We start from the raw sequence: 23,317 nt of genomic DNA on the forward strand, positions 1-23,317 counted from the left end.
TTTGAAAATTTTATATCTCATTACTGGATTAGGCTTGGGTGGTGCTGAAAAAGTTGTTGCTGATTTGGCCGATCAAATGACACTTCTTGGTCATGATGTTAAAATCGCTTATTTAAAAGGTGAGATATTAGTTCAGCCAGTGTCTCCAAAAATTGAATTAATTTGTCTTGATTTTGATTCATTAAGTAATTTTTATTCAGCATTAAAAAAGTATAAGAAAGTCCTCCGAGATTTCCGACCAGATGTAGTTCATGCACATATGGTACATGCTAATATTTTTGCTCGTATCTCTCGTTTTTTTATATCAAATAATAAGTTAATTTGTTCAGCACATAATTCTAATGAAGGTGGTTACATTAGAATGATTGCCTATAGATTTACAAATTTTCTATCAGATTTAAATACTAATGTGAGTAATGAGGCATGTATTTCTTTAATACGCAAAGGTGCTTTTTCAAAAAATAATATAATTACAGTTTATAATGGTATAGATTTAAATCAATTTAAAAAACAAGAAAAAATAATAGCTAATAATGAAATAAAATTTCTTTCAGTTGGACGTTTTAGTGAGCAAAAAGATTATCCAAATTTATTTCATGCAATTGCTTTAATAAAAAATGATTTAAGTCCTAATATTAAATTTTATATTGCTGGTGATGGTGAACTAAGAAGTGAATTAGAAAACCTAATTCAACAACTTGATATTGGGGAAAATATTCAATTACTTGGAAAGCGTAATGATATTCCAGAGTTATTAAATAGTGCGAACTTTTTTATTTTAGCATCTAAACATGAAGGATTACCAACTGTGGTTATTGAAGCTATGGCCTGTGAAACGTTTGTTATTGCAACTGATTGTGGTGGTTGTTCAGAAATAATGGGCGATACAGGTCGACTAGTTCCAATTAGCAATTCTAGAATTTTAGCAGACACAATTCTTGATGTGCTTAAATTACAAAAAGCAACACTTACTATGAATAATGTAAAAGCAAGAAAACGTATCGAAGATAATTTTTCATTGCAAACCTCATTGCAAAAATGGTTAGAATTGTATGAAAGTTAATAAAATTTTTCTTATTGGTACAACTGCTTCTAACCTATATTTGTTCCGTAAAGATTTTATAATTTCTTGTATTGAACAAGGACATCAAGTTTTTACTCTTGTATCAGAGTACGATGATGTTTGGTTAGACAAAATTAAAAGTCTTGGTGCGGAAGTCATTACTTATGGTCTAAGCCGAAGTGGCTTAAACCCATTTAAAGACTTAAAAACACTTTTGCAATTAAGGGAAATTATTGTAGAACACCAACCCGATCTTGTTTTTTCATTCTTTACAAAACCTGTGATTTATGGTTCTTTAGCAGCTCGTTTGGGTAAAGTTCCAAATGTAATTGGTATGATTGAAGGGCTGGGTTCTCCATTTACAGACCATCCAACTGGCCAAAGCTTAAAAATGAAACTTGTGCAATTTTTTCAGGTTTCACTTTACCGTATTGTATTTCCATTTATCGATAAAATTATTTTTTTGAATGATGATGATCCGAAGGATTTAATCATTTCAAAAAAAATTTATCATCGTAAAGATGCAATTCACGTCCTTGGCGGGATTGGTTTAAAACTTGAAGATTATCCATATAGTCCATGGGATACTTCATCAAATATTTCGTTTGTGATTGTTGCAAGATTATTGATTGAAAAAGGTATTTATGAATATTTAGCTGCAGCTAAAATTGTAAAAGAAAAATATCCGAATGCTTGTTTTAAAATTGTTGGAAGCTTAGATACAAAAAATCCGTCTGGACTTACACAAGATGAATTAGATAATGTAATTCAATCTGGTGTGATTGAATATAAAGGTTTTACTAACCAAATTGCTGAAGAATTAAAGAATTCTAGTGTTTTTGTTTTACCTTCGTATCGTGAGGGGGTTCCTCGTAGCACTCAGGAGGCTATGGCAATTGGACGGCCTATAATTACTACTGATGTTCCAGGGTGCAGAGATACTGTCATCGATAGTGTAAATGGATTTTTGACTCCTAAATGGGATGTAAATGCGTTAGCGAATAAAATGATATATTTTATCGAACACCCAGAACAAATTAATATTATGGGGCAAGAAAGTTATAAAATGGCTCAAGAAAAATTTGATGCTGAAAAAGTAAATGTTAAGTTATTGAGAATAATGGGTATATGTAACTGATACGAAAAGGTTATTTTATTATTCTGATTTTTTACATTTTATTATGAATAGAAGATCTTTGAAATAATTTTATCGCTTAAATTATGTACCAAAACATATTGTACTACATATGATGCATATATATTCCATTTTAGTAAATAACTGTAAATTTCAGTATATAATTGAAAGCTGTAAAGATATGTAAAAACTTTCATTGTGGAATAGTTTTTACTATTTTTCCCTCATGAAATTCACAGTATACTTCACGTTAAGCTTAAAATATTTTAAAGCTATAAATGCTACAGAAACTAACAGTTAGATAAAATTTCAGTGCTCATATTTTTTAATCTGATGAGTAAATTTGATTATTTAAGGATAGGGTGGGGTGATGAAACGACTCTTGGACATTATTATTGCAACTTTGGCATTAATTAGTTTATCTCCGATATTCCTGTTGGTGTGTCATAAAGTAAAAAGAAATCTTGGTTCACCAATTTTTTTCTTACAAGAACGTCCAGGTAAGAATGGTAAACTTTTTAAAATGATCAAGTTCCGTTCTATGAAAGATGCCGTTGACAAAGAAGGGAATCCTTTACCAGATGAACACCGAATAACACCATTTGGTCAAAAGCTTAGAGCTACCAGCTTAGATGAAATGCCTCAGCTCATTAATGTTTTAAAAGGTGATATGAGTATTGTAGGTCCTCGACCAATGCTAAAAGAATTCGTAGAACTTTATTCACCCGAGCAGGCTCGTCGTCTTGAAGTACGTCCTGGTATGACTGGTTTGGCACAAGTCAGTGGCCGAAATGAACTGGATTATGAAGAGCGTTTTAAGTGTGATGTTTGGTATGTAGATAACCATTCTGTTTGGGTTGACTTTAAAATCATGTTTAAAACTGTAGGTGTTATGACCAAGCGAGAAGGGATTAATGCCCCTGGACATGTGGGTCCATCTTTATTTAAAGGTAATGCCCCTCAAGTTCAGTCTGAAAAAGTAGAATCTTAAACTTCACATCAAAAGTTACATTTTAAGTTATGATCAAAAAAGCTATCCTCCCAGTCGCAGGCCTCGGTACACGCTTTTTACCTGCAAGCAAATCCATCCCTAAAGAAATGGTCACTGTGGTAGACCGTCCAGCCATTGAGTATGTGGTACGTGAGGCTGTCGCAGCAGGAATTGAACAAATTATCTTGGTGACTCACTCTTCCAAAGCTTCAATTGAGAACTATTTCGACCATAATTTTGAGCTGGAAACGACGCTTGAAAATAAAAAGAAATTTGATTTGCTTGCAGAAATCACAGAAATTTTACCCTCCCATGTTAGTGTGATCAGCGTGCGTCAACCACAACCCCTCGGTTTAGGTCATGCCGTGCTCTGTGCGAAAGCCGTGATTGGTGATGATGACTTTGCGGTTTTATTGCCTGATGTGTTGGTGAAAGATCCAGAGTCAATAAATGATTTGAGCTTAATGATTCAACGTTTTAATTTATCCCAAGCTTCACAAATTATGGTGGAAGCTGTGCCGGATCATCTAGTCGATCAATATGGCATTGTGGATGTGGTTGCATCCCCTGCAGAAGGCGAAAGTATGGCGATGCAAGGGATTGTAGAAAAACCAGCAGTTGGTACGGCACCCTCCAATCTTTCCGTGGTGGGTCGCTATGTATTGCCTGCCAAGATTATGCAGTTATTGGAAAATACCCCCAAAGGTGCAGGAAACGAAATTCAGCTCACCGATGCGATTGCAGAATTACAAAAGACTGAAACGGTTGAAGCCTATCGAATGAAAGGTCAAACCTTTGACTGCGGCAGCAAACTGGGTTATCTCAAAGCCGTGTTACATTATGGTGTAGATCATCCTAAATTGGGTGAGGACTTTAAAGCACTCATCCGGGAACTTGCATTATAAGGCGGTGAATAATGAAGGTTGCAGTATTTGGACAAACCCTGTATGCAGCTGTCTTGTCAGCATTGTTGGCCGAATGTGGTCATCAGGTGTATTGGTGTGATTTTCTAAAAAAAAGTGCTTTAGAACAAGCTTATGCCCAAGATGATGCAGTCAAACAGTTACTGGATAAACAGCAACACGGTGGGTTTTTAAAATACTGTCATCTGAACGATATTGCCCTGGATATGGATGCCTATTTCTTTAGTTTTAATCCGAATGAAGAAAATTTAGGCATTGAAATATTAAAAGAAATCGGCCAGCGTCCAATTATTCATCCTAAACTGATGATTAATGCATCTACGCTAGGCTTGCATGGTACGGACAAATTACAAAAGTATTTACCTGAAGATGATTGGGTGTATTTACCTGACATCATTCAGGAGGGAAATGCCTTGACCAGCATGACTCAAGCCGAACAGTTGATTGTGGGCTGTGAGCAAAGTAAGGTTCAACTCAAAATCCAGGAATTATTGCGACCATTATTTCCACGTCATCAGCAATATTTATTTATGCCCATTTTAGATGCTGAATTTACCAAACTTAGCATTTCAGGCATGTTGGCGACACGCATTAGTTATATTAATGACCTCGCCGTAGTTGCGGAAAAACTGGGCATTGATATCGAGCATGTGCGTCAGGGCATGGCAGCAGACAGTCGGATCGGGTCATCGTATCTGTATCCAGGTGCGGGTTTTGGTGGAGAGAACTTCTCACATGATATTCTCACTTTGGCCAATACCGTGTCCGGGACAGGGGCTAAAAGTCAGCTGTTGGCGCAGGTTTGGGAAATCAATGAACAACAAAAAGAGCTGCTGTTTAGAAAGCTGTGGAATTATTACCATGGCGATTTAAAAGCTAAAACAGTGGCAATTTGGGGTGCCTCTTTTAAAGAAAATACGGCACGTATCCAGCAAGCCCCGATTCATATCATGCTGAAAGCCTTATGGGCGCAAGGAGTGACGGTCAAACTGCATGATCCGCAGGCTTTGCCTGAAATTGAGAAAGTCTATGGACATCGTGAGGACTTGATTTATTGTACCGAGCAGTATGAAGCTGTAAACGGCGCACATGCCTTATGCCTATTAACCGCCTGGAAACAATATTGGAGTCCCGATTACCCAACTTTATTAAAAATAATGCAGCATCCCCTGATTTTAGATGGTCGAAATATTTACGATCCAGACTATGTGAAAGCACAGGGGTTTGCCTATATGGGGGTAGGGCGTTAATGATGACTCAAACACAATTTTATCCGGTAGAAGATACACATTCAGTTCTGGGCAAGCTATTAATCTTAAAAAATAAATTAAAAAATAAACATTTAACCGATTTTTTTGCAGAAGATGATGAGCGTTTTCAAAAATTTTCTGTAAATTTAGACAATGTGGTTTTTGATTTTAGCAAGCATCGGGTCAATCAGACTGTAATTGACCGTTTGGTTGAATGGGCCAATACACAAGAGCTTAAACCCTGGATTAAACTGCTGTTTTCCAGTGAAGCCATTAACTATACCGAACAGCGTGCGGCGATGCACTGGGCATTACGTTTGCCTCTACATAATCAACAGCATGCTGACGTTGCAGCGCAGGTTCATCAGCAACTTCAGCGCATGTATACCTTGGTGGAAAAAATCCATGCCGGTCAATGTCGCGGTGCGACCGGTGAAGTGATTCAGGATGTGGTCAATATTGGTGTTGGAGGTTCGGATCTTGGGCCAGTGATGGTCAGCCATGCGCTATCTGATTTTAAAAAACAGACCACCAAGCCTTTAAATATACATTTTGTCTCGACCATGGATGGTAGCCAGCTATCAGCATTGCTGCATCAGCTACGCCCTGAAACTACCTTATTTATTATCTCATCCAAGTCTTTTGGCACCATTGATACCTTGTCCAATGCGCAAACCGTGCGTTTATGGCTGGAAAAAGCCTTAGGTCAGCATCAGCATATTCTGAAACATCATTTTATCGGCGTCTCGACCAAACCTGAGAAAATGACCGAGTGGGGCATTGCTCCTGAAAATCAATTGTTGCTTTGGGACTGGGTCGGCGGGCGTTATTCGCTCTGGTCATGTATTGGTTTGCCCGTGGCACTTAGTATCGGGGTTGCAGGCTTTAAGCAGCTGCTGGCCGGGGCTTATGCGATGGATCAACATTTTCAGAATGCCCCTTTTGCACACAATATTCCGGTATTGATGGGCTTGCTGGGCGCCTGGAATACCAACTTTCTAGATATCCAGACCCATGCCATTTTGCCTTATGATGGCCGTTTAAAATACTTTGCGGCCTATTTACAGCAGCTGGAAATGGAATCGAATGGTAAATCGATTCAACGTACAGGTGAGCAGGTTGAAACCAATACTTGTCCGATTGTTTGGGGTGAGGTTGGACCCAATGCCCAGCATGCTTTCTATCAGTTATTGCATCAAGGTACACAAGCCGTCAGCTGTGATTTTATTGCACCGGTCAAACGCTATAATGCCCAGCAATTTACTTATGTAGACAATGCCGATGCCTTGATTGAGCAGCATCATTTGGCACTGTCCAACTGTTTGGCACAGTCACGCTTGCTGGCATTTGGTAATCAGGCATTAGATCAGACTGAACTCAATGATTTACCTGCCTATAAACAATATGCAGGCAATCAGCCTAGTAGCACCATTTTACTCAAAGAGCTGACACCTTATAATCTGGGTATGTTAATTGCCATGTATGAACATAAAGTGTTTGTGCAGTCTGTCCTCTGGAATATCAATCCCTTTGATCAATGGGGTGTTGAAAAAGGCAAGGAAATTGCCAATCAGCTGTTGCCGATTTTAAGTGGTGAAAGTCAGAATATTTCAGATTTAGATGCCTCGACTCGAGGCTTAATAGATATTTTATTAGGAAAAACTCATGGCTAAAATTTTAGTGACTGGTGGAGCAGGTTATATTGGCTCACATACCTGCGTGCAACTGTTAAATTCAGGCCATGAGGTCATTGTGCTGGATAATCTCTGCAATAGTTCGGAAGAATCTTTAAATCGTGTACAACAGATCAGTGGCAAACCCCTGACTTTTGTGCAGGGTGATATTCGTGATGCACAGGTTCTAGATCAGGTTTTTCAGCAGCACATTGATGCCGTGATTCATTTTGCCGGACTAAAAGCAGTAGGGGAAAGCCAGCAAATTCCACTGGCTTATTTTGATAATAATATTTCTGGTTCCATTCAACTGGTACAGGCCATGCAGCGTGCAGGGGTATTTAATCTGGTCTTCAGTTCATCGGCCACAGTGTATGATGAGGCCAATGTATCGCCTTTAAATGAAGACATGCCTACAGGTATGCCAAGTAATAACTATGGTTATACCAAACTGATTGTTGAACAGCTTTTACAGAAATTGTCCGTGGCAGATGAACGCTGGTCGATTGCCTTACTGCGTTATTTCAATCCGGTCGGTGCGCATAAAAGTGGCTGTATTGGGGAAGATCCGCAAGGTATCCCAAATAATCTGATGCCTTTTGTCACTCAGGTGGCAGTGGGCCGTCGGGAAAAACTGGCGATCTTCGGCAATGATTACGATACTGTTGACGGAACTGGCGTGCGCGATTATATCCATGTGGTGGATTTAGCGAATGCGCATTTGTGTGCCTTGAATAATCGCCTTATGGCAAAAGGCTGTCGTGCCTGGAATATTGGAACCGGTCAGGGTTCATCGGTTTTAGAAGTGGTGAAAACGTTTGAACGGGTCAACCATGTGCCGGTCGCCTATAGCATTGAGCCGCGTCGTGAAGGCGATGTAGCGACTTCATTTGCAGATAATACCCGTGCTGTGCAAGAGTTAGGCTGGAAACCGCAATATACTCTGGAAGATATGCTGGCGGATAGCTGGAACTGGCAAAAGCAAAATCCGAATGGTTATCGCAGCCAGTAGATATGAAAAAGGAGCTTTCGATTGAGCTCCTTTTTTTAATACCAGCAATCCTTAGCCTTGAATCAGTTGGGTCAATTCATCCACATAATCTTGTATCGGTTCAGGATTTTTATCTGCACGGCTTTCAATATTTAAGCGCAGTAATGGTTCGGTATTGGAAGCACGTACGTTTAAACGCCATGCACCAAAATCCAGGCTCACACCGTCTGTTTGATCAATAGCTGGATTTTGATCGGCATAGTGATCAAAAATCTTTTGAATGGTCGTTTGGGTATCTGCCACTTTGAAGTTGATTTCACCTGAGCATGGGAATTTTGTAATCATTTCTTCTACCAGAGCAGACAACGGTTTTTGGGTTTCAGACAATACCGACACGGCTAACAGCCATGGAATCATGCCGCTATCGCAATAGGCAAAGTCACGGAAATAATGGTGTGCACTCATTTCTCCTCCATACACGGCATTATGCTCACGCATTTTTTCTTTAATGAAAGAGTGGCCGGATTTAGACTGGATTGCTTCCCCTTGGTATTGTTTAACAATGTCAAAGGTATTCCAGACTAGGCGAGGGTCATGCACAATTTTCTCACCCGACTGTTTCAGCAAGAATGCTTGGGCCAATAGACCGACAATATAATAGCCTTCAATAAACTGGCCTTTTTCATCAAACAGGAAGCAGCGGTCAAAGTCGCCATCCCAAGCAAGCCCCATGTCAGCCCCATACTCAATGACGGCTTTACGCGTGCTGTCACGGTTTTCAACAAGCAGCGGGTTAGGAATACCATTCGGAAAGGTGCCATCGGCCTCATGATGTATTTTAATAAATTCTACCGGTACATTCAGAATTTTGAATTTTTCTTCAATCGCATCAATCACATGACCCGCTGCACCATTACCCGCGTTTACCACCAATTTCATTGGTGCAATTTTTGATGGTTCGATGTAAGTCATGAGATGATCTACGAATTCAGGCAGGATATTATATTTTTCGGTCGTCCCTTTTTGCTCGACCTCTTTAAATACTCCCGATTCTGCTAAAAGCTGGATGTCTTTTAAACCCGTATCTGCACTGATCGGACGTGCATTTTCACGCACCAGTTTCATGCCATTGTAATCCATTGGATTATGACTGGCAGTCACCTCAATACCGCCTTGAACATCCAGGTGGAAGGCACCGAAGTAAACTTCTTCCGTACCCGTCATGCCTAAATCGAGTACGTTAACACCAGCATCATTTAAACCGCGAATAGTCGCCTGTTTCAGACCTTCACTGCTGAGACGGATATCACAACCGATTACCACTGTTTTAGGTTGATAAATCTGGCCATAAGCCCGACCAATTTTATAAGCAATTTCTTCATTTAGTTCAGTGCCGAGTTTGCCGCGAATATCATAAGCTTTAAAACAAGTGAGTTCTGTCATCTGAATTCTCGAAATAATTCCTGAGAAGTAAGGGAAGTATAATTATAGGAGGAAAATAGTTTCTATATGCTAAGTTACTGTTTAACTTTTATATCTTCTGTAAAAAAGAGATATTTAAGCGGATAGAGTGCTTTTTAATCTAACTTTTAAAGTTTAGTATTCTAGCATGCTGTTTTATATGTCAGCTCTTAATAAAATTTATATCGATTTTACCTTTTCTAAGATCCGTTGAGCCCAGTCAGTGTAATAATTCAGTTCTTCTACCTGTTCCTTTTTTGAAGGATGATTAATTGTAGTAAACATAGTAATGCCTCTTACTTCAGATAGAAATTTTTTAGGCCAACTTAGTGATTGAGAAAGTATAGAATTATTTAATTTTTCCAACTCTGTTTCGATTAATAATTGAGTTTTTTCCTCATATTTGAGTAATAGCGTAGATATGTTCTTTTTGCCATCTGACGTATCAATTTCACATAGATAGAATTGCTCATCATTTTGTATATTTAGAATTTTATATACATAAAAGTATCGTGGTTGAGTATTGGCAAACTTGTGTCCTCTAAAAAGCTTATATTGTTTAAAAGGTGAATTTTTGATCTCTTGAACTTTGTATCCCTTTTTCTTAATTTCCTCTAGTACCTTAATCAGATCTTCATGGGTAACTCGCTTTAGTTGAATTTCTGATTCTGTTGTAAATCCAGGCACCGTACCCTCTATATCTCCTTCGCCTCCAGCAAATCCTTCTTCTTGATTTTGATCTTTATCCATTTGTTTTCGTCTTTTCCGTACTACAGTTTCAGCAGGAGGTGTCTCTAAAGAAATTTTTAATTCTTCTATAGTATAAATTTCTCCAGGTATATTTCTTAGTTTGGTCAGTAGTTTATCAGTATCTGCTTCAGCATTTTTATTCAATTTCTCTTTAGGCTGACTTGCTGGTTTTAGTTTATTTGAACCTTGCCCCTGAGCATTTTTGACCTGTTGTATAATTTTTTTTGAAGTGAAATGAAATTGAATAGGGCGGTTGATAGCTGTATCAAGATTTTTGAAAGATGTGATGCGCTCAATTCTGTAAATACCTATTTCTTTATCATAAATTCCATCTACTGTTAGATCAATATTTTTGATCTCAGGGGCCTCCATGTCAAAATTAAAATCTTTAGCACTGTTTTGATCAGTAATTGTTTTTTGATAAATGCTAAGGAAGGCTTTATTTAAATCAGGTTGTAATAGAATTAAAGCTAATTTTTTCAAAAAATGAGGATCAGAGAGATCTTGTTTTAAAATCTTTTTATTTTGTGCAATAAAAATGTGGATTGCATCAGGATCTTCCATGTCTACTAAAATATCTGTTGAATAGTTTTCTGCAAAAAGTGCAGCACGTAAAAGATATGGGTGAGAAAAGAATAGATCTCGAGCTAAAATAAGTTTAGGTATTTGAATATTAATATTTTTATTTAAAACTTTCGAGTAGTAATAAAACTCAAAACAGATCCGGCCTTGATGCATCTCTTGATGCTCATCCTCAGATAAAATGATAGTTTTGAATGTTGTGAAATTTACACTTTCAAGTGTATGGTCAAATAATTTCTTTGGATAGTGATCAGCAATTGGAGTGAGATAGTCATAAAGAAGAATGCTCTCAATTGGTAATTGAAGCTGAATATAGTGGTTAATAATAGGGTTAAACAAATAAGTATCAATATCAAACCGAGTTTGACCACGTCGACTAATTTTTGTTGCAGTATAGTAAATTATATCTTTCGGTAAATAGTCGATTAGACAATCACTCATTCTTTATTTCCCCATAATATTATCAAAAAATCGACGCGCTTCAGGTGTTAATCGTTGTGGACTTAATCCTGCAAGACGTAAAAAAACACTCGGTGGATAGTATTTATTCTCAGTTTGTTGACGAATATATGTTCGAGTCAGACGACGTATTTGATAACAATCCACCGACTCAGCATAACGCTCCAAAAATGTTTTGGTCAACGGCAGAAAATGCCAGTTTTTTTCAATCAGGCTGACATGACCTAGTTGTTTGATCAAAAATTTTTTAGTCCATTGTGGTGAGTCTATGTCTTCTAATAATTCATCACGTATCTTAATCAGTTGTTTCATAAACTGACGATCTCGAGTATTCCAGTCGATACGTGGCTTGGGTGGGGAGAGTGGTGCCATGACAGCGGTTTGATTGATCTTTAATAGCCATTCTTTTTGGCTACGATACAAACGAGCATACAGTGCACCATTTTTTTGGCGGGCTGATTTGACTGGTAATTCCTGAATTAACTGTATCCATTTGATTTGATCATCTGAAAATATTTGATTATTCTCAGGTTTCACATTGACTTGGATGGTTTGTTCTTCTATAGCTGTGGCCGCCATATCAAGGTATTGTTGATACGTGTGAATTGGGCTGCATGTGGGAACAAGAGCCCTTATCAGGATCAAATGTTCGAGATATGAAAAAGCTTTTCGGTGTTTTCTGCAGATATTCTTGAGCCAGCAATTCTCAGACCGCAGATCACCTAGGTGATAGTATTGAAGAAAACTTTCACCCCAATAATCGACAACAAGTTGACGGACTTTTTCATAGTTGACATTTTTTTGACCTGATAGTAAATCCCTGTCTTTCAAGAGATTGAAATAGGCATTCGATAAAGTCGAAAAATTTTGTACAGTGATGTAGGTTGAATGAGTGAGTAGCTCGTCGATTAGTTCTGCAAGCTCGATATGGTGATGTAAGTCCTGTGGATTAAATTTGAGCTGTGAAGAATCCTTAAGAGCATTTAAATGAGCAACATAAAATTTTCGGTCTAGTCCATTACAAGGGACTGAGCTTACAAAAAGGGGGGATGCATGCTTTGTACAATATTCATATCCTGTAATCTGCCAGCTGCGTTTCCAGTAAACTTCACCATATTGCTCCATCTGTTCTTGCCAGCAATGAGGGCAGAACCGAAAAAAATTCACAGATTTGATCCGCGACGCATTTTTTCCCAGCTTGGTATGCACTGATTGGTATTGTTCACCTTGTAATACCTGTACAGCATAAATCATCACAGCTTTAGGTTGAAATGGTTGATAAATTGGCAACAAGGTGTGCTGGTTGATTAAACGGAGTGCATCATAGTAATCCGGTAAATAACTGGCCAATTTGTCTAGATGAGATGGTAAATCGTAAGTTGGTGTTAAGTTCCTATTATCGAATAATTCTTGTGTGAGATATTTTGGACTCAGAATTCCATGGTGAACTGCATAACGTGCAATCACACTGTAAACTAACTCATCCGAATATGGGGTTGGAAAATTCGAAATCACGATGTCTCACCCTCCATTCTTTCTGCTTAATGCAAAATTGGCTGTGTAGGATTAAACAAGTAGTTCGATGATTTTAATAGTTCATAAACATCTATTTCCTGTTCTTGTGCTTGACTGAAAAAATTTCGTAAATCATTCGTTTCAGTACTCTTCCATTCCTCTGCTTTCATCACTTTACGTGATGCTCTTGGCTTCTTTACTGGAGTTGTAATCTGATCTTTTTCAAGTTCATCTTCAGTGGAAGAGCTATCTAATATCTCTAAAATATGCTGGAGAAGTACCTGTAATTTTTCGTTTGGATATCGTTTTAATGTAGAAGTAACATACTGTTCTATTGTAGCAGCCGGGTGACCAAAGGCTGTCAGCATACCAATGAGGGTAGAATAATGCGGTCCTAAATCTTTATGCTGTTTTTCCATTTTTAATTCAGATTTAAAACGTTGTTTTTCAACATACTCTTCAATTTGAACTTGAGGGATGGTTAGGTCAGAATACCGTGCAATACGTGCGGGATTGCCTGAACGCAGTGCATCTAAAATGTCGTGGACTGGCTGTAATTGTTCTTCATAGACCTTTTTAAATAATTCTGAGGTGATTTTTTCCAGGCCGATGGTGATGGCGTGAATTTGTACCAGACAGAACAGCTTAACCACTAGATCTGGAATACCCTGCGTATAATAATACCAAGTGTTTCTTAATTCATCGGTCAGTTCAGCTGGTTGTTGAACCCATTGATATTGCCACAGCTTGTTGGTAAAGGCATACCATTCAGAAATGATCATTTGATCAGGGTCGCCAGAATCGGGAATAGGCGCTTCATTTCTCATCGGTTCCCAGATTAAAGAGCCTAATCCTGCACTGCGTCTAGCTGACCTTAAGTCTTCTTGCAGGATTTCATTCGCTTTAGGTGTCCCAATCATCACGATAGGGATCGATGCCACATTCACCAGCGTGACAAAGAAATTAAGAATGATCTCAGCCCCGCCAGATTTTTTTGTATTCAAATGCTGGATTTCATCAATGATTAAAAGTCCAATAGAATAATTATTTGCGATAATTTTCATCTGTTGCAGCATGGCATTCACATTTAAGCGGCTTCTGGTGAAACGATGCTCAAAGTTAGTATCTCCTAACGCTAAATCTACTGCTCTAAAAAAGTTTGAACATAAGTTTTTTAAAGAGCTGTCATGAGGGCAATCAATTTTAAGGAAAACAATTTGTTTTAATCCTAGCTCTTTATGCTCAATCACTTGTGGGTAATAACGCAAAATCTTGTTCATCGTCGTTGTTTTTCCGCTTCCTGAGCATCCTATAATTGACATGCTGGTCGCAGTTGATTCTGGAGGTGCATAGCGGTAAGAACTTTCATTTGATGGTTCAAGTTGTTGAAAAGCGGCGTGCAAATGCCTTTGTCTATCACCATTATTGATGTTTCTACTCACGTAACCTTGCCGGATCATGATAGAAATTTTTTGTTCCAGTGATAGATGTTTGGTCAGTGGTTGAAAAAAATCATGAGGCAGCTGAGCAATCAGATGAATTCTTTCTGGTTGGGGTAAGAAACGCTGCTCTGGAATAAATTTCAGTTTTCCTCGTAGGTGTTTAATGACTGACTTTGTATTAAGGATCGGCGGTAATTTAGTAATGAGAGGATTATCCCCATAGATGTCTTGTATCGATGTATTAACTACTATTTCATTATTATTCATTCTTCATCGTCCTCTTCAAATAATTGTCTCATTAAGTCTGGTTGACTGGTTAAATCCAGATTGCTGTTGTCAGATTGGGATATTTGAGAATTGTCTTGGTTGGGATGGATAGTCCAGATAGAATTGCTAGGTCTGTTCTGGAGATGTTCTGCACGTTCCACTTGGATAGCTTCTTGTTTATTCTGACGGATATTCCGAGTACGTTGTGCTTTAGAAAGTTGGTGAACTCCTACTTGAGCCTGCCGACTCTGTGCTGCATGAATGATTTTGTCAGTAAAATCCTGCAATTCACTGATGGCTACAGACTTTAGTTGCGAATGCTGTTTTTCAACAGTTTTGATCGCTTTTTGAATTTGTTCAGCTTCCCACCAGGTCAGATGCTGATATTGACGTGAGGCATCACTTAAGTGGGCTTCCCAGTATTCCAATTTATTTTCATCAAAGAAAACATAAATGGTATTTACTGAGTATGGGTCAAAACCAATCCGCAACTTTTTCGGGCGGGATTTGGTCGTGTTACGAATAAACCAGCCTTGTTGATGCATTTCCAGACATTGATAGACTAATCCTTTGACTTTAAGTCCTTTATCACTTAAGGACGCATCGATCCTAGGTAGCAAGCCAACATATAGTGATTTGTTATCCACTTGTCTCAACATCCCAGTACGGTGCTGTAGGCCCCACTGCCAGAGCTTAAGAGGGATAGAAGGCAGGTCAGTTGGCATATCGGCACTGCGATCATATTTTGTCAAAACGTCAAAATTATTGCGTAATAAGACGCAGCTTAATATGATTTTTCTGAACTCTTCCAGAGTCAGACAAGCTTCTAGCCGATAATCATGTCCGCCTTTCTTTTTTTCCTTGAATCCAGAAACAACACCGATATTCTCGTAGGATTTAAAGCGTGACTGAATAATTCCGAAAGCCCTTTCCACAATACCTTTGGCATCGCTTCGATACGGTGGTGCATTTTCAATTCGAACAGAAAAGTTTTTTTCAAGCAGTTCAATTTGATAGCCAATTAGTTCACCGCGGTCTGCAAGTATTGCGCCAGGTAAACCATAAATAGGCCAGTCTTCCGGTTGTATTTGCAAGCCATAACTCTGACAGAAAGTCACTTTATCTTGGATTGCGACGCTGAGGCATTGTATGGCTGTGTTAAATGAACTGTTTTCCATACCGACATAAAGCCCAGTAATCATCCTGCTGAATACATCGATAACAATATATACGGTAGGTCTGCCAATAATCTGTGATGGATCTCGTGATGATACAAGGTAGATGTCAGCAACCGTTGAATCTATCTCATAACGTGCACCAGGACCATTAGCTTGCTTGGTCGCTGTTGACGTCAAAGGTTTGTGATCTTTCAGGGTTTTCTGATTCGTCAGAATTGCCTTGGAATTGGTCTTATTTCTGTATCGCGTATTATAAAAATAATAAAATTGAGCATAAGTTGGAATATCGGCAGCTTGCACTTGATGAAAGTGCTTGGAAAACAAATTTTTAAACCGAAGATAAGTTTCGTTAATGGATTGTTTTTTGACAGGAACTAAATACTCTTCGATGGCTTTCTTAAAATATAATTCAACCTGTTCAGTGACATTCTTACCTTCATTCGATTCATAGATGCGTGGTCTGCCAATTTTTTTATCACCTATGGCTCTTTTTTGGCCTTTTCCACCTGAGTTTTCATAGTCCGGTACCAAAGCATTTATAGTTTGACCACGCTGCCAGTAGCGTCGTAGGAGTCGTAAAATTTTATTAATTGATACTTCTTTTTCTAGATGTATAGTTTTAATTTTTGCAGTCCTGATTTTTGCATTGATAAGAACTTGTTCATCATTAATTAAATCTTGAATAATTAAAAAGTTTTCATCTCTTTTTTTGAGTTGAATCGAGTTTTCACCCAAGTTTAATAGTTTTAAATATTCATAAGGATCTTGTACTGGTATCAGGCTTTGATTATCTGAGAGAGTTTTAAGTTCCTCGGACAAAATGAGTTCAGGGAAAGCATTTTTATTATCAATCGTAATCCATACCGTATATTGCGGTAAGAATTTGAGTATCCGGTATTGTGTTGAATTCAAGACGTAAACTGAATTAATTAGTTGCATGGACTGTATTCTCATTCTGGAGCAAATTACTTGCATGAATATCAGAGAGTTTAAGCTCCAAGTATGAAATTTCTAGATTAAATTGCAGTATTCGCAGGGCAAATAGTTTTCTAAACAATGCGAGCGTCGTTCCGATACCCATTTTTTGAGTTTGGTCAGTATGGTTGCAGAATGTGATCAATGAGCTTTGAGGATACTGGCTAATTTCTTCCATAAAATAAACTGCTTGATCAAGCATGTGATTTGTTATTTCAAGATCATTTTTTTCTACATACATCCATTTAATATTTTCTAGTACCGTAGCAGGGATGTCTTTTTCAGTAATTAGCTTGAACGGGGTATTATGCTCTTCCTCCCAGTAACGACGTTTAATTTCTAATGACTCAATAATATGAGCTTTATTCAGATCCTTACTGTAAAGAGTGTCAAGGGCTATAGAAAATTTGCCGAAATCAACTAAAAAATCTGAAGATAGGGTAAAAGGTATATAATCAATCGATACCTTTTTCATCCGATAACGAGAACAGATGGAGTTAAGATCATAGATATCCAAAGGATAATGTTCGCGAATATCTGTAACGTTCTGATTCCAATCAAGCAGCAAAAAGGTTGATAGCTCTAGATCAGAAAACAAGTGATGAAGACGTTTGCTGACACGGCCTTGGACTCTGTGAGAGCGACCAATTGAACTGAAGTTTTGAACAGTTTTGCAAGGTTTATAATCGCGTCCATGGCCTTGGCCATACCCTTCTGTTAATAATTCTTCATAGTTTTTTATAATTTTTGCCATACAGAAGACCTGTGGGTTTTGATTGATAATTAATCGTATCTCAATGGGGCTAATTTTGTATTTGGCAAAAATATACAAACTTAAATATTTTTATATACAAACAAAAAATTATAATTTTTATTATATTATTGTTGTAATTCAATAACTTGTATTTTAATTGGGTATTTAAATACTCAATTAATGGATTTTGGAAGCATTATTGATAGGCTAAATGATCCAAAACACGTCTTAGTGAGCATGGTCCATTCTTGTCTTCATTTTACATTTATGACTAAAAGTTATGCTTAAATATTGGTATTTAATTAAGTTTGTTTTATTTTTTCTCTTAAATCATTGATATTTAGTATTTAGTGATTTTTAATTTAAAAATTAAGTTTGTATTTAAATTTAAAATCTTAAATGCTGGATGAAATAAAGTTTGTACTAATTCTTCCACTTTAAAATACGAATTTTTGCTTCATAAAGGCAAAAGAGTGTCCTTCATAGGAATGAAATATTTTCAAGGGGAGTTTAAAAAGTGATACTTGTTGAATCTAAAGTGGGTTTTTTATACTCATATTGTTGAATATATTAATAATAATTTTTATTTTTGGTAGGGTTCTAATCTGAATTGAATTATATTAAAAACCCTGTAGACTTGGTGAAGAATCACTAGGTCTACAGGGTAGGTTTTTTGTTCGCTTACTTCATTAATGTATAAACTAAAATAATTAAATCTAAACTTAATTATATGATACAAACTTAATTATACGAACACAACACCAGCCTTATTATCAAAATTTATTATTCAACCGTGACCGATTTTGCCAGGTTACGTGGCTGATCGACATCCGTTCCACGCAAGACAGCCACATGGTACGACAGTAGCTGTACAGGAATACTGTAAACAATTGGCGCAAGGAGTGGGCTGATACTTGGTATATGGACCACATGCTGACGCTCTTTGCCTTTAATGCCGCTGTTCTCATCGGCAAACACAAACAGTTCACCACCACGGGCCTGAACTTCTTCCATATTGGATTTGAGTTTATCCAGCATGTCGTCTTGCGGAGCAAGAATCACCACCGGCATGTCATTGTCCACCAGTGCCAATGGACCATGTTTCAGTTCACCTGCTGCATAGCCTTCGGCATGAATATATGAAATTTCTTTCAGTTTCAATGCACCTTCAAGGGCAATCGGGAACTCAGTACCACGACCTAAAAACAGGCAGTGCTGTTTTTCCACAAACAGTTCAGATAAACGCAGAATGTCTTTATTTTGTTGTAGGGTATCTAAGATAACCTTAGGGGTATGCCATAAATCAGTGGTAATGGCGGTAATTTGTTCAGCCGAGATAGTTTGCTTGACTTGACCAATCTTAAGTACCAGCAGCATGAGTGCGGCAAGCTGGGTGGTAAATGCTTTGGTTGACGCAACGCCAATTTCGGGTCCAGCCAAGGTTAACAGGCTATGATTGGTTTCACGTACCATTGAAGATGTAGCCACATTACAAATGGTCATAGTGGTAATGTTTAAACTTTTTGCAGCAGCGCGTTTTTGGGTATCACGCAGAGCAGCCAAAGTATCGGCGGTTTCACCGGATTGAGAAATACATACATAAAGTGTGTTATTGACAATCACAGGGGTGCGGTAACGGAATTCGCTGGCAATTTCGACTTGGCAAGGTAGGTCAATCAGTTGCTCAAACCAGTATTTTGCAATCATGCCGGCATGGTAACTGGTTCCACAGGCAATAATTTGCACCTGTTGAATCTTTTCAAAATCAGCAACGGCCTTATTTAAGAAATCTTCGCGTAAATCGTTGCCATTCAAGGCTTGGGAAATGGTCTGCTGAATCGCTTCAGGTTGCTCATAAATTTCTTTGAGCATGTAGTGCTTATATTCACCTTTAGACGCATTACTGACTGTTGCATCCAGTTCTTTTACTGGACGATTCACCAATTTCCCATCCACGAACACTTCAATACTGTTGCGTGTTAAACGTGCAATATCACCTTCTTCCAGGTAAATAAAACGGTTGGTAATTGGAAGCAGGGCCAATTGATCCGAACTGATAAAGTTCTCGCCAATGCCGACACCAATAACCAAAGGTGAACCCTCACGAACGGTAATCAGCTCATTCGGATGATCAGTATGCACGATACCCAGTGCATAAGCCCCTTTGAGCTGAGGAACAACCTGTTGAACCGCTTCTAGAAGACTGGAAGTTGATTTCAATGCATCATTCACCAGATGCGCAACAACTTCAGTATCTGTTTGTGAAGTAAACACATAGCCTAGAGCTTCAAGATCGTCTTTCAGTTCTTGATAGTTTTCAATAATGCCGTTATGCACCACAGCCACCGTACCAGAAACATGCGGGTGAGCATTATTTTCAGTCGGTTTGCCATGGGTTGCCCAGCGGGTATGGGCAATCCCCAGTGAACCTTCGATATTCGACTCATTCACTGCCTGTTCTAGGTTGATCACTTTACCCACACGGCGTTCGCGCAGGACATGACCGCCATTGATCAGTGCAACCCCAGCTGAATCGTAGCCACGGTATTCAAGGCGCTTCAGGCCTTCAATTAAAATATTGCTAATATTACGTTCTGCAACGCCACCGACAATTCCGCACATATTTATAATCCTCTTATTTTTTCAGTTTTTGGGGGCGTTGATAGTTTTCTTTAGCCACTTGTTTTGAGCGTTCAAAGGCCAAACTATTTTCTGCGACATCGCGTGTGATGACTGAGCCAGCACCCACAGTTGCTCCATTGCCGATACTGACCGGAGCAACCAGTGAACTGTTCGAGCCGATAAAAGCTGAATCACCAATAATGGTTTTAAATTTATTCGCGCCATCATAATTGCAGGTAATGGTGCCGGCACCAATATTTGAACCTGCGCCAACTTCGGCATCACCTAAATAAGTAAAGTGATTGGCTTTAGAACCGAGTCCAATACTTGAATTTTTAACTTCAACAAAGTTGCCGATATGGACTTCATTGGCCAGTTTGGCACCTGGACGTAAACGGGCAAATGGACCAATTTGCGTATCTTCACCGACCACGGCATTGTCAAAGATACTGTAGGGTTGTACCTTGGTGCCTGCTGCAATCTTGGTATTCTTAATGACACAACCCGCACCAATTTCTACATTATTGCCAAGTTCACAATCGCCTTCGATAATCACGTTGATGTCGATACGTACGTCTTGACCGACTGTAAGATTGCCACGTAAGTCGAAACGGTTTGGATCAATGATATGCACACCTTGCTGCATCAGAAGTTTGGCCTGATAGAGCTGGAATTCACGTTCTAAAGCTGCAAGCTGGACCCGGTCATTCACGCCTTCAACTTCAAAGGCACGTTCCGGTTCTACAGAAGCCACTTCAAGACCATCGGCAATCGCCATGGCCACGATATCCGTCAGGTAATATTCGCCTTGGGCATTGTTGTTGCTTAATTTTGGTAACCATTGATGCAGTTTGGCATTGCTGACACAGTAAATACCGGTATTAATTTCCTTAATTTGACGCTGTGCATCGCTGGCATCTTTATGCTCGACAATGGCCTGAATTTTATTGTTTTCACGCACGATACGGCCATAACCGGTCGCATCAGCCAAGGTTAAGGTCACCAGGCCAATTCCTGTTTCACGTGAAACAGCCAATAGTTTTTCTAAGGTTTCTTGGCTAATGCAAGGGACATCACCGGAAAGAATCAGGGATACGCCATCAGTAGGCAGCACCGGTAAAGTCACTTTTACCGCATGACCGGTACCGAGTTGCTCTGCCTGTTCAACCCACTGTACATTTTCCTGTGCAAAGGCTTGTTGAACTAGATTACCGCCGTGTCCAAAAATGGTAATAATATTTTTGGCATTTAATTTTTTAGCCGTTTCAATGACATGACCGAGTAGAGGGCGTCCTGCGAGCGGCTGCAATACTTTGGGTAAGCTCGAACGCATTCGAGTTCCTTTACCTGCAGCAAGAATAATCACAGAAGTTGACATAATACACCTTAAAAACTTGGCTTAAGCCATTGAAATGTTGAGGTACACGAGAATACAGATTGCGGCCCAAATGCCGGCAATAATATCGTCAAACATAATGCCAAAACCGCCTCCGACTTGACGGTCGATGACACGAATAGGCCAGGGTTTCCAGACATCAAATAAGCGGAACAGGACAAATCCGACGAACACCCAAAGCCAGCTCATTTGTGCGAAGTAAATCAGGGGCAGAAACGTAATCGATTGTCCTGCGAATTCATCCCAAACAATACGGCCATCGTCATGTACGCCCATTACTTTAGCGGTTTGCCCACAAATATAAATGCCAATAAGTGACATTAAAATCATGGCAATAATGGAGGCTGTAAAGCCAATTGCAAGCCAGGCAGGAATAAACAGCAATGCAAAGGCCGAACCAAAAGTGCCCGGCGCTTTGGGTAACAACCCGGAACCAAATCCGACACCGCAAAAAACGATAAAGCGGTTGTACCAGGACATGTCTTTAAAATGAATCGCAGGTTTATGCAAAGTGTTGATATCCATGAAAATGCAGCGAATGGTCTACGCCATTCTGCACAAAAGTTAACTCAGTTTTTTGGTCAATTTGTCCAATTTTGCTAATGTTGACATCTAATTGTTGTTGCAAAAGCTTTTCATAATTTTGCGGGCTTATTGTAAAGCATAACTCGTAGTCATCGCCACCCGCGAGGGCATATTGCCATTGCTGTTCTTGAGTTAAATTTTGTAAATCTGGACTGATCGGTAACTGGCTTAATTCCAGTATTGCACCCACTTTTGAGGCTTTTAAAATATGGCCTAAATCTTGCGCTAAACCATCAGACACATCAATCATACTGGATGCCAGGCCTTTGAGTTGTTGTCCAAGCTGGCAACGTGGCGTTGGATAATCCAGACGTTTTTGTAGCGGATGTCCTAAATTGTGCAAAGCAAATGCAGCATCACCGACTGTGCCAGAGACACAGACATAATCACCGACTTGTGCGCCTGAGCGTGTGATGGCTTTGCCGGTGTCTATCCAGCCAAGTGCAGTGACCGAAATGGTGAGATGAGGACTTTGCGTGGTATCACCGCCAATTAAACTCACCCCAAATTGATCGCAGCAATCATATAAACCCTGACTAAAGCCTTTGAGCCAGTCATGATCAATTTGGGGTAGGCTCAATGCCAGTAAAATGCTGTGCGGTTTGGCACCCATGGCGGCAATGTCAGATAAATTGACCGCAACAGATTTCCAGCCGATGGCATGGGGATTTGTATCTAAGGGGAAATGTCGTCCAGCAACTAAAGTATCGGCACAGATGACCAGTTGTTGCTGTGGAGGAGGGGTGAGCAAGGCTGAGTCGTCACCGACACCTAAATCGACCGACGCGGAAGTCTTCCGATTAAAATAAGTATCAATGATCGAGAACTCAGCCATACAACAAATCTACTTTATTTAGTTGGCTTGTTGCTTTTCTGCTGCACGTAAGGTTGTCGCTAAACGATCCAATACACCGTTGATGTATTTATGGCTGTCTGCACCGCCAAAATGTTTAGCCAGCTCGATTGCTTCATCTAAAACGACACGATATGGAATTTCAAGATGTTCTTTCAATTCATACGCACCCAGACGAAGAGTCGCGAGTTCAACGCCGTCAAGCGCACTAATTTCACGATCCAGCACAGGGATTAGGAGCGCATCCAATGCTTCATGATTGGCAACCACTTGAGTCAACAATTCATGATAATAGCCGAGATCCACTTTGTGCATGGCATTTTCCACACGTGTACGTGCTTCAATTTCATGTACCGGATTGTGGCTCATCTGCCATTCATAAATTCCTTGTACAGTAAAACGACGTGCTTTGCGTTTTGCTGCATAAGTTGCTTGAAGTGTTTGCGACATAG

Annotated in this window: 18 protein-coding genes; 7 read left to right on the top strand and 11 right to left on the bottom strand. The window is 39.2% G+C overall.

All coding sequences use genetic code 11. From position 1 onward, the window contains the following. The first annotated feature begins 1 nt into the window (after position 1). The 7 genes from GTU69_RS08490 to galE all read left to right on the top strand — a co-directional run bounded on the left by GTU69_RS08490 (position 2) and on the right by galE (position 8,047). Entirely contained in the window at positions 2-1,063 is a 1,062-nt protein-coding gene (locus tag GTU69_RS08490) for a glycosyltransferase (RefSeq protein WP_166169773.1), read from the top strand. Further along, positions 1,053-2,201 (top strand): glycosyltransferase family 4 protein, encoded by a 1,149-nt coding sequence (locus GTU69_RS08495; RefSeq protein WP_166169775.1) that lies wholly within the window; start codon positions 1,053-1,055, stop codon positions 2,199-2,201. The genes GTU69_RS08490 and GTU69_RS08495 overlap by 11 nt, the downstream gene beginning before the upstream one ends. Positions 2,202-2,568: 367 nt before the next feature. Beyond that, positions 2,569-3,189 carry a sugar transferase gene (locus tag GTU69_RS08500; protein ID WP_166169777.1) on the top strand — a complete coding sequence of 207 codons (621 nt, stop codon included), beginning with the start codon at positions 2,569-2,571 and terminating at the stop codon, positions 3,187-3,189. A 29-nt stretch (positions 3,190-3,218) separates the two neighbouring features. Beyond that, on the top strand, positions 3,219-4,094 hold the full coding sequence (gene galU / locus GTU69_RS08505) for a UTP--glucose-1-phosphate uridylyltransferase GalU (protein ID WP_166169779.1): 876 nt from the start codon (positions 3,219-3,221) through the stop codon (positions 4,092-4,094). A gap of 11 nt (positions 4,095-4,105) precedes the next feature. Beyond that, positions 4,106-5,362: a nucleotide sugar dehydrogenase gene (locus GTU69_RS08510; RefSeq protein ID WP_166169781.1), complete on the top strand. Its 1,257-nt coding sequence runs from the start codon at positions 4,106-4,108 to the stop codon at positions 5,360-5,362. Continuing rightward, the gene (gene pgi / locus GTU69_RS08515; protein WP_240921610.1) at positions 5,362-7,035 is read left to right on the top strand and encodes a glucose-6-phosphate isomerase; all 1,674 of its coding nucleotides are present in this window, start codon (positions 5,362-5,364) and stop codon (positions 7,033-7,035) included. The genes GTU69_RS08510 and pgi overlap by 1 nt, the downstream gene beginning before the upstream one ends. Then, complete coding sequence (galE, locus tag GTU69_RS08520) at positions 7,028-8,047, top strand: UDP-glucose 4-epimerase GalE (RefSeq protein ID WP_166169783.1); 1,020 nt, start codon at positions 7,028-7,030, stop codon at positions 8,045-8,047. The genes pgi and galE overlap by 8 nt, the downstream gene beginning before the upstream one ends. Positions 8,048-8,098: 51 nt before the next feature. On the opposite strand, the gene GTU69_RS08525 is transcribed toward galE, so the two are convergent. The 11 genes from GTU69_RS08525 to nusB form a co-directional block, all read right to left on the bottom strand. Continuing rightward, complete coding sequence (locus tag GTU69_RS08525; protein WP_166169785.1) at positions 8,099-9,469, bottom strand: phosphomannomutase CpsG; 1,371 nt, start codon at positions 9,467-9,469, stop codon at positions 8,099-8,101. 198 nt (positions 9,470-9,667) lie between these two features. Next, positions 9,668-11,260: a Tn7-like element transposition protein TnsE gene (locus GTU69_RS08530; RefSeq protein ID WP_166169787.1), complete on the bottom strand. Its 1,593-nt coding sequence runs from the start codon at positions 11,258-11,260 to the stop codon at positions 9,668-9,670. Between the two features lie 3 nt (positions 11,261-11,263). Next, positions 11,264-12,793 carry a TnsD family Tn7-like transposition protein gene (locus GTU69_RS17380; RefSeq protein ID WP_166169789.1) on the bottom strand — a complete coding sequence of 510 codons (1,530 nt, stop codon included), beginning with the start codon at positions 12,791-12,793 and terminating at the stop codon, positions 11,264-11,266. A gap of 26 nt (positions 12,794-12,819) precedes the next feature. Beyond that, the gene (locus GTU69_RS08540; RefSeq protein ID WP_166169791.1) at positions 12,820-14,502 is read right to left on the bottom strand and encodes an AAA family ATPase; all 1,683 of its coding nucleotides are present in this window, start codon (positions 14,500-14,502) and stop codon (positions 12,820-12,822) included. After that, positions 14,499-16,619, bottom strand: a complete 2,121-nt coding sequence (locus GTU69_RS08545) for a Mu transposase C-terminal domain-containing protein (protein WP_166169793.1) — start codon at positions 16,617-16,619, stop codon at positions 14,499-14,501. Before GTU69_RS08545 ends, GTU69_RS08540 begins: the two co-directional genes overlap by 4 nt. After that, positions 16,606-17,409: a TnsA endonuclease C-terminal domain-containing protein gene (locus tag GTU69_RS08550; RefSeq protein WP_166169795.1), complete on the bottom strand. Its 804-nt coding sequence runs from the start codon at positions 17,407-17,409 to the stop codon at positions 16,606-16,608. The genes GTU69_RS08545 and GTU69_RS08550 overlap by 14 nt, the downstream gene beginning before the upstream one ends. Positions 17,410-18,192: 783 nt before the next feature. Beyond that, positions 18,193-20,031, bottom strand: a complete 1,839-nt coding sequence (glmS, locus tag GTU69_RS08555; RefSeq protein ID WP_166169797.1) for a glutamine--fructose-6-phosphate transaminase (isomerizing) — start codon at positions 20,029-20,031, stop codon at positions 18,193-18,195. A 13-nt stretch (positions 20,032-20,044) separates the two neighbouring features. After that, entirely contained in the window at positions 20,045-21,409 is a 1,365-nt protein-coding gene (glmU, locus tag GTU69_RS08560) for a bifunctional UDP-N-acetylglucosamine diphosphorylase/glucosamine-1-phosphate N-acetyltransferase GlmU (protein WP_086196724.1), read from the bottom strand. Between the two features lie 21 nt (positions 21,410-21,430). After that, on the bottom strand, positions 21,431-21,952 hold the full coding sequence (locus tag GTU69_RS08565) for a phosphatidylglycerophosphatase A (protein WP_086196723.1): 522 nt from the start codon (positions 21,950-21,952) through the stop codon (positions 21,431-21,433). Continuing rightward, positions 21,930-22,847 carry a thiamine-phosphate kinase gene (gene thiL, locus GTU69_RS08570; protein ID WP_086196722.1) on the bottom strand — a complete coding sequence of 306 codons (918 nt, stop codon included), beginning with the start codon at positions 22,845-22,847 and terminating at the stop codon, positions 21,930-21,932. Before thiL ends, GTU69_RS08565 begins: the two co-directional genes overlap by 23 nt. Positions 22,848-22,865: 18 nt before the next feature. Then, positions 22,866-23,315 (bottom strand): transcription antitermination factor NusB, encoded by a 450-nt coding sequence (nusB, locus tag GTU69_RS08575; protein WP_086196721.1) that lies wholly within the window; start codon positions 23,313-23,315, stop codon positions 22,866-22,868. Positions 23,316-23,317 lie beyond the last annotated feature (2 nt).

This window comes from Acinetobacter sp. SA01, assembly GCF_011319235.1.
GTDB lineage: Bacteria > Pseudomonadota > Gammaproteobacteria > Pseudomonadales > Moraxellaceae > Acinetobacter.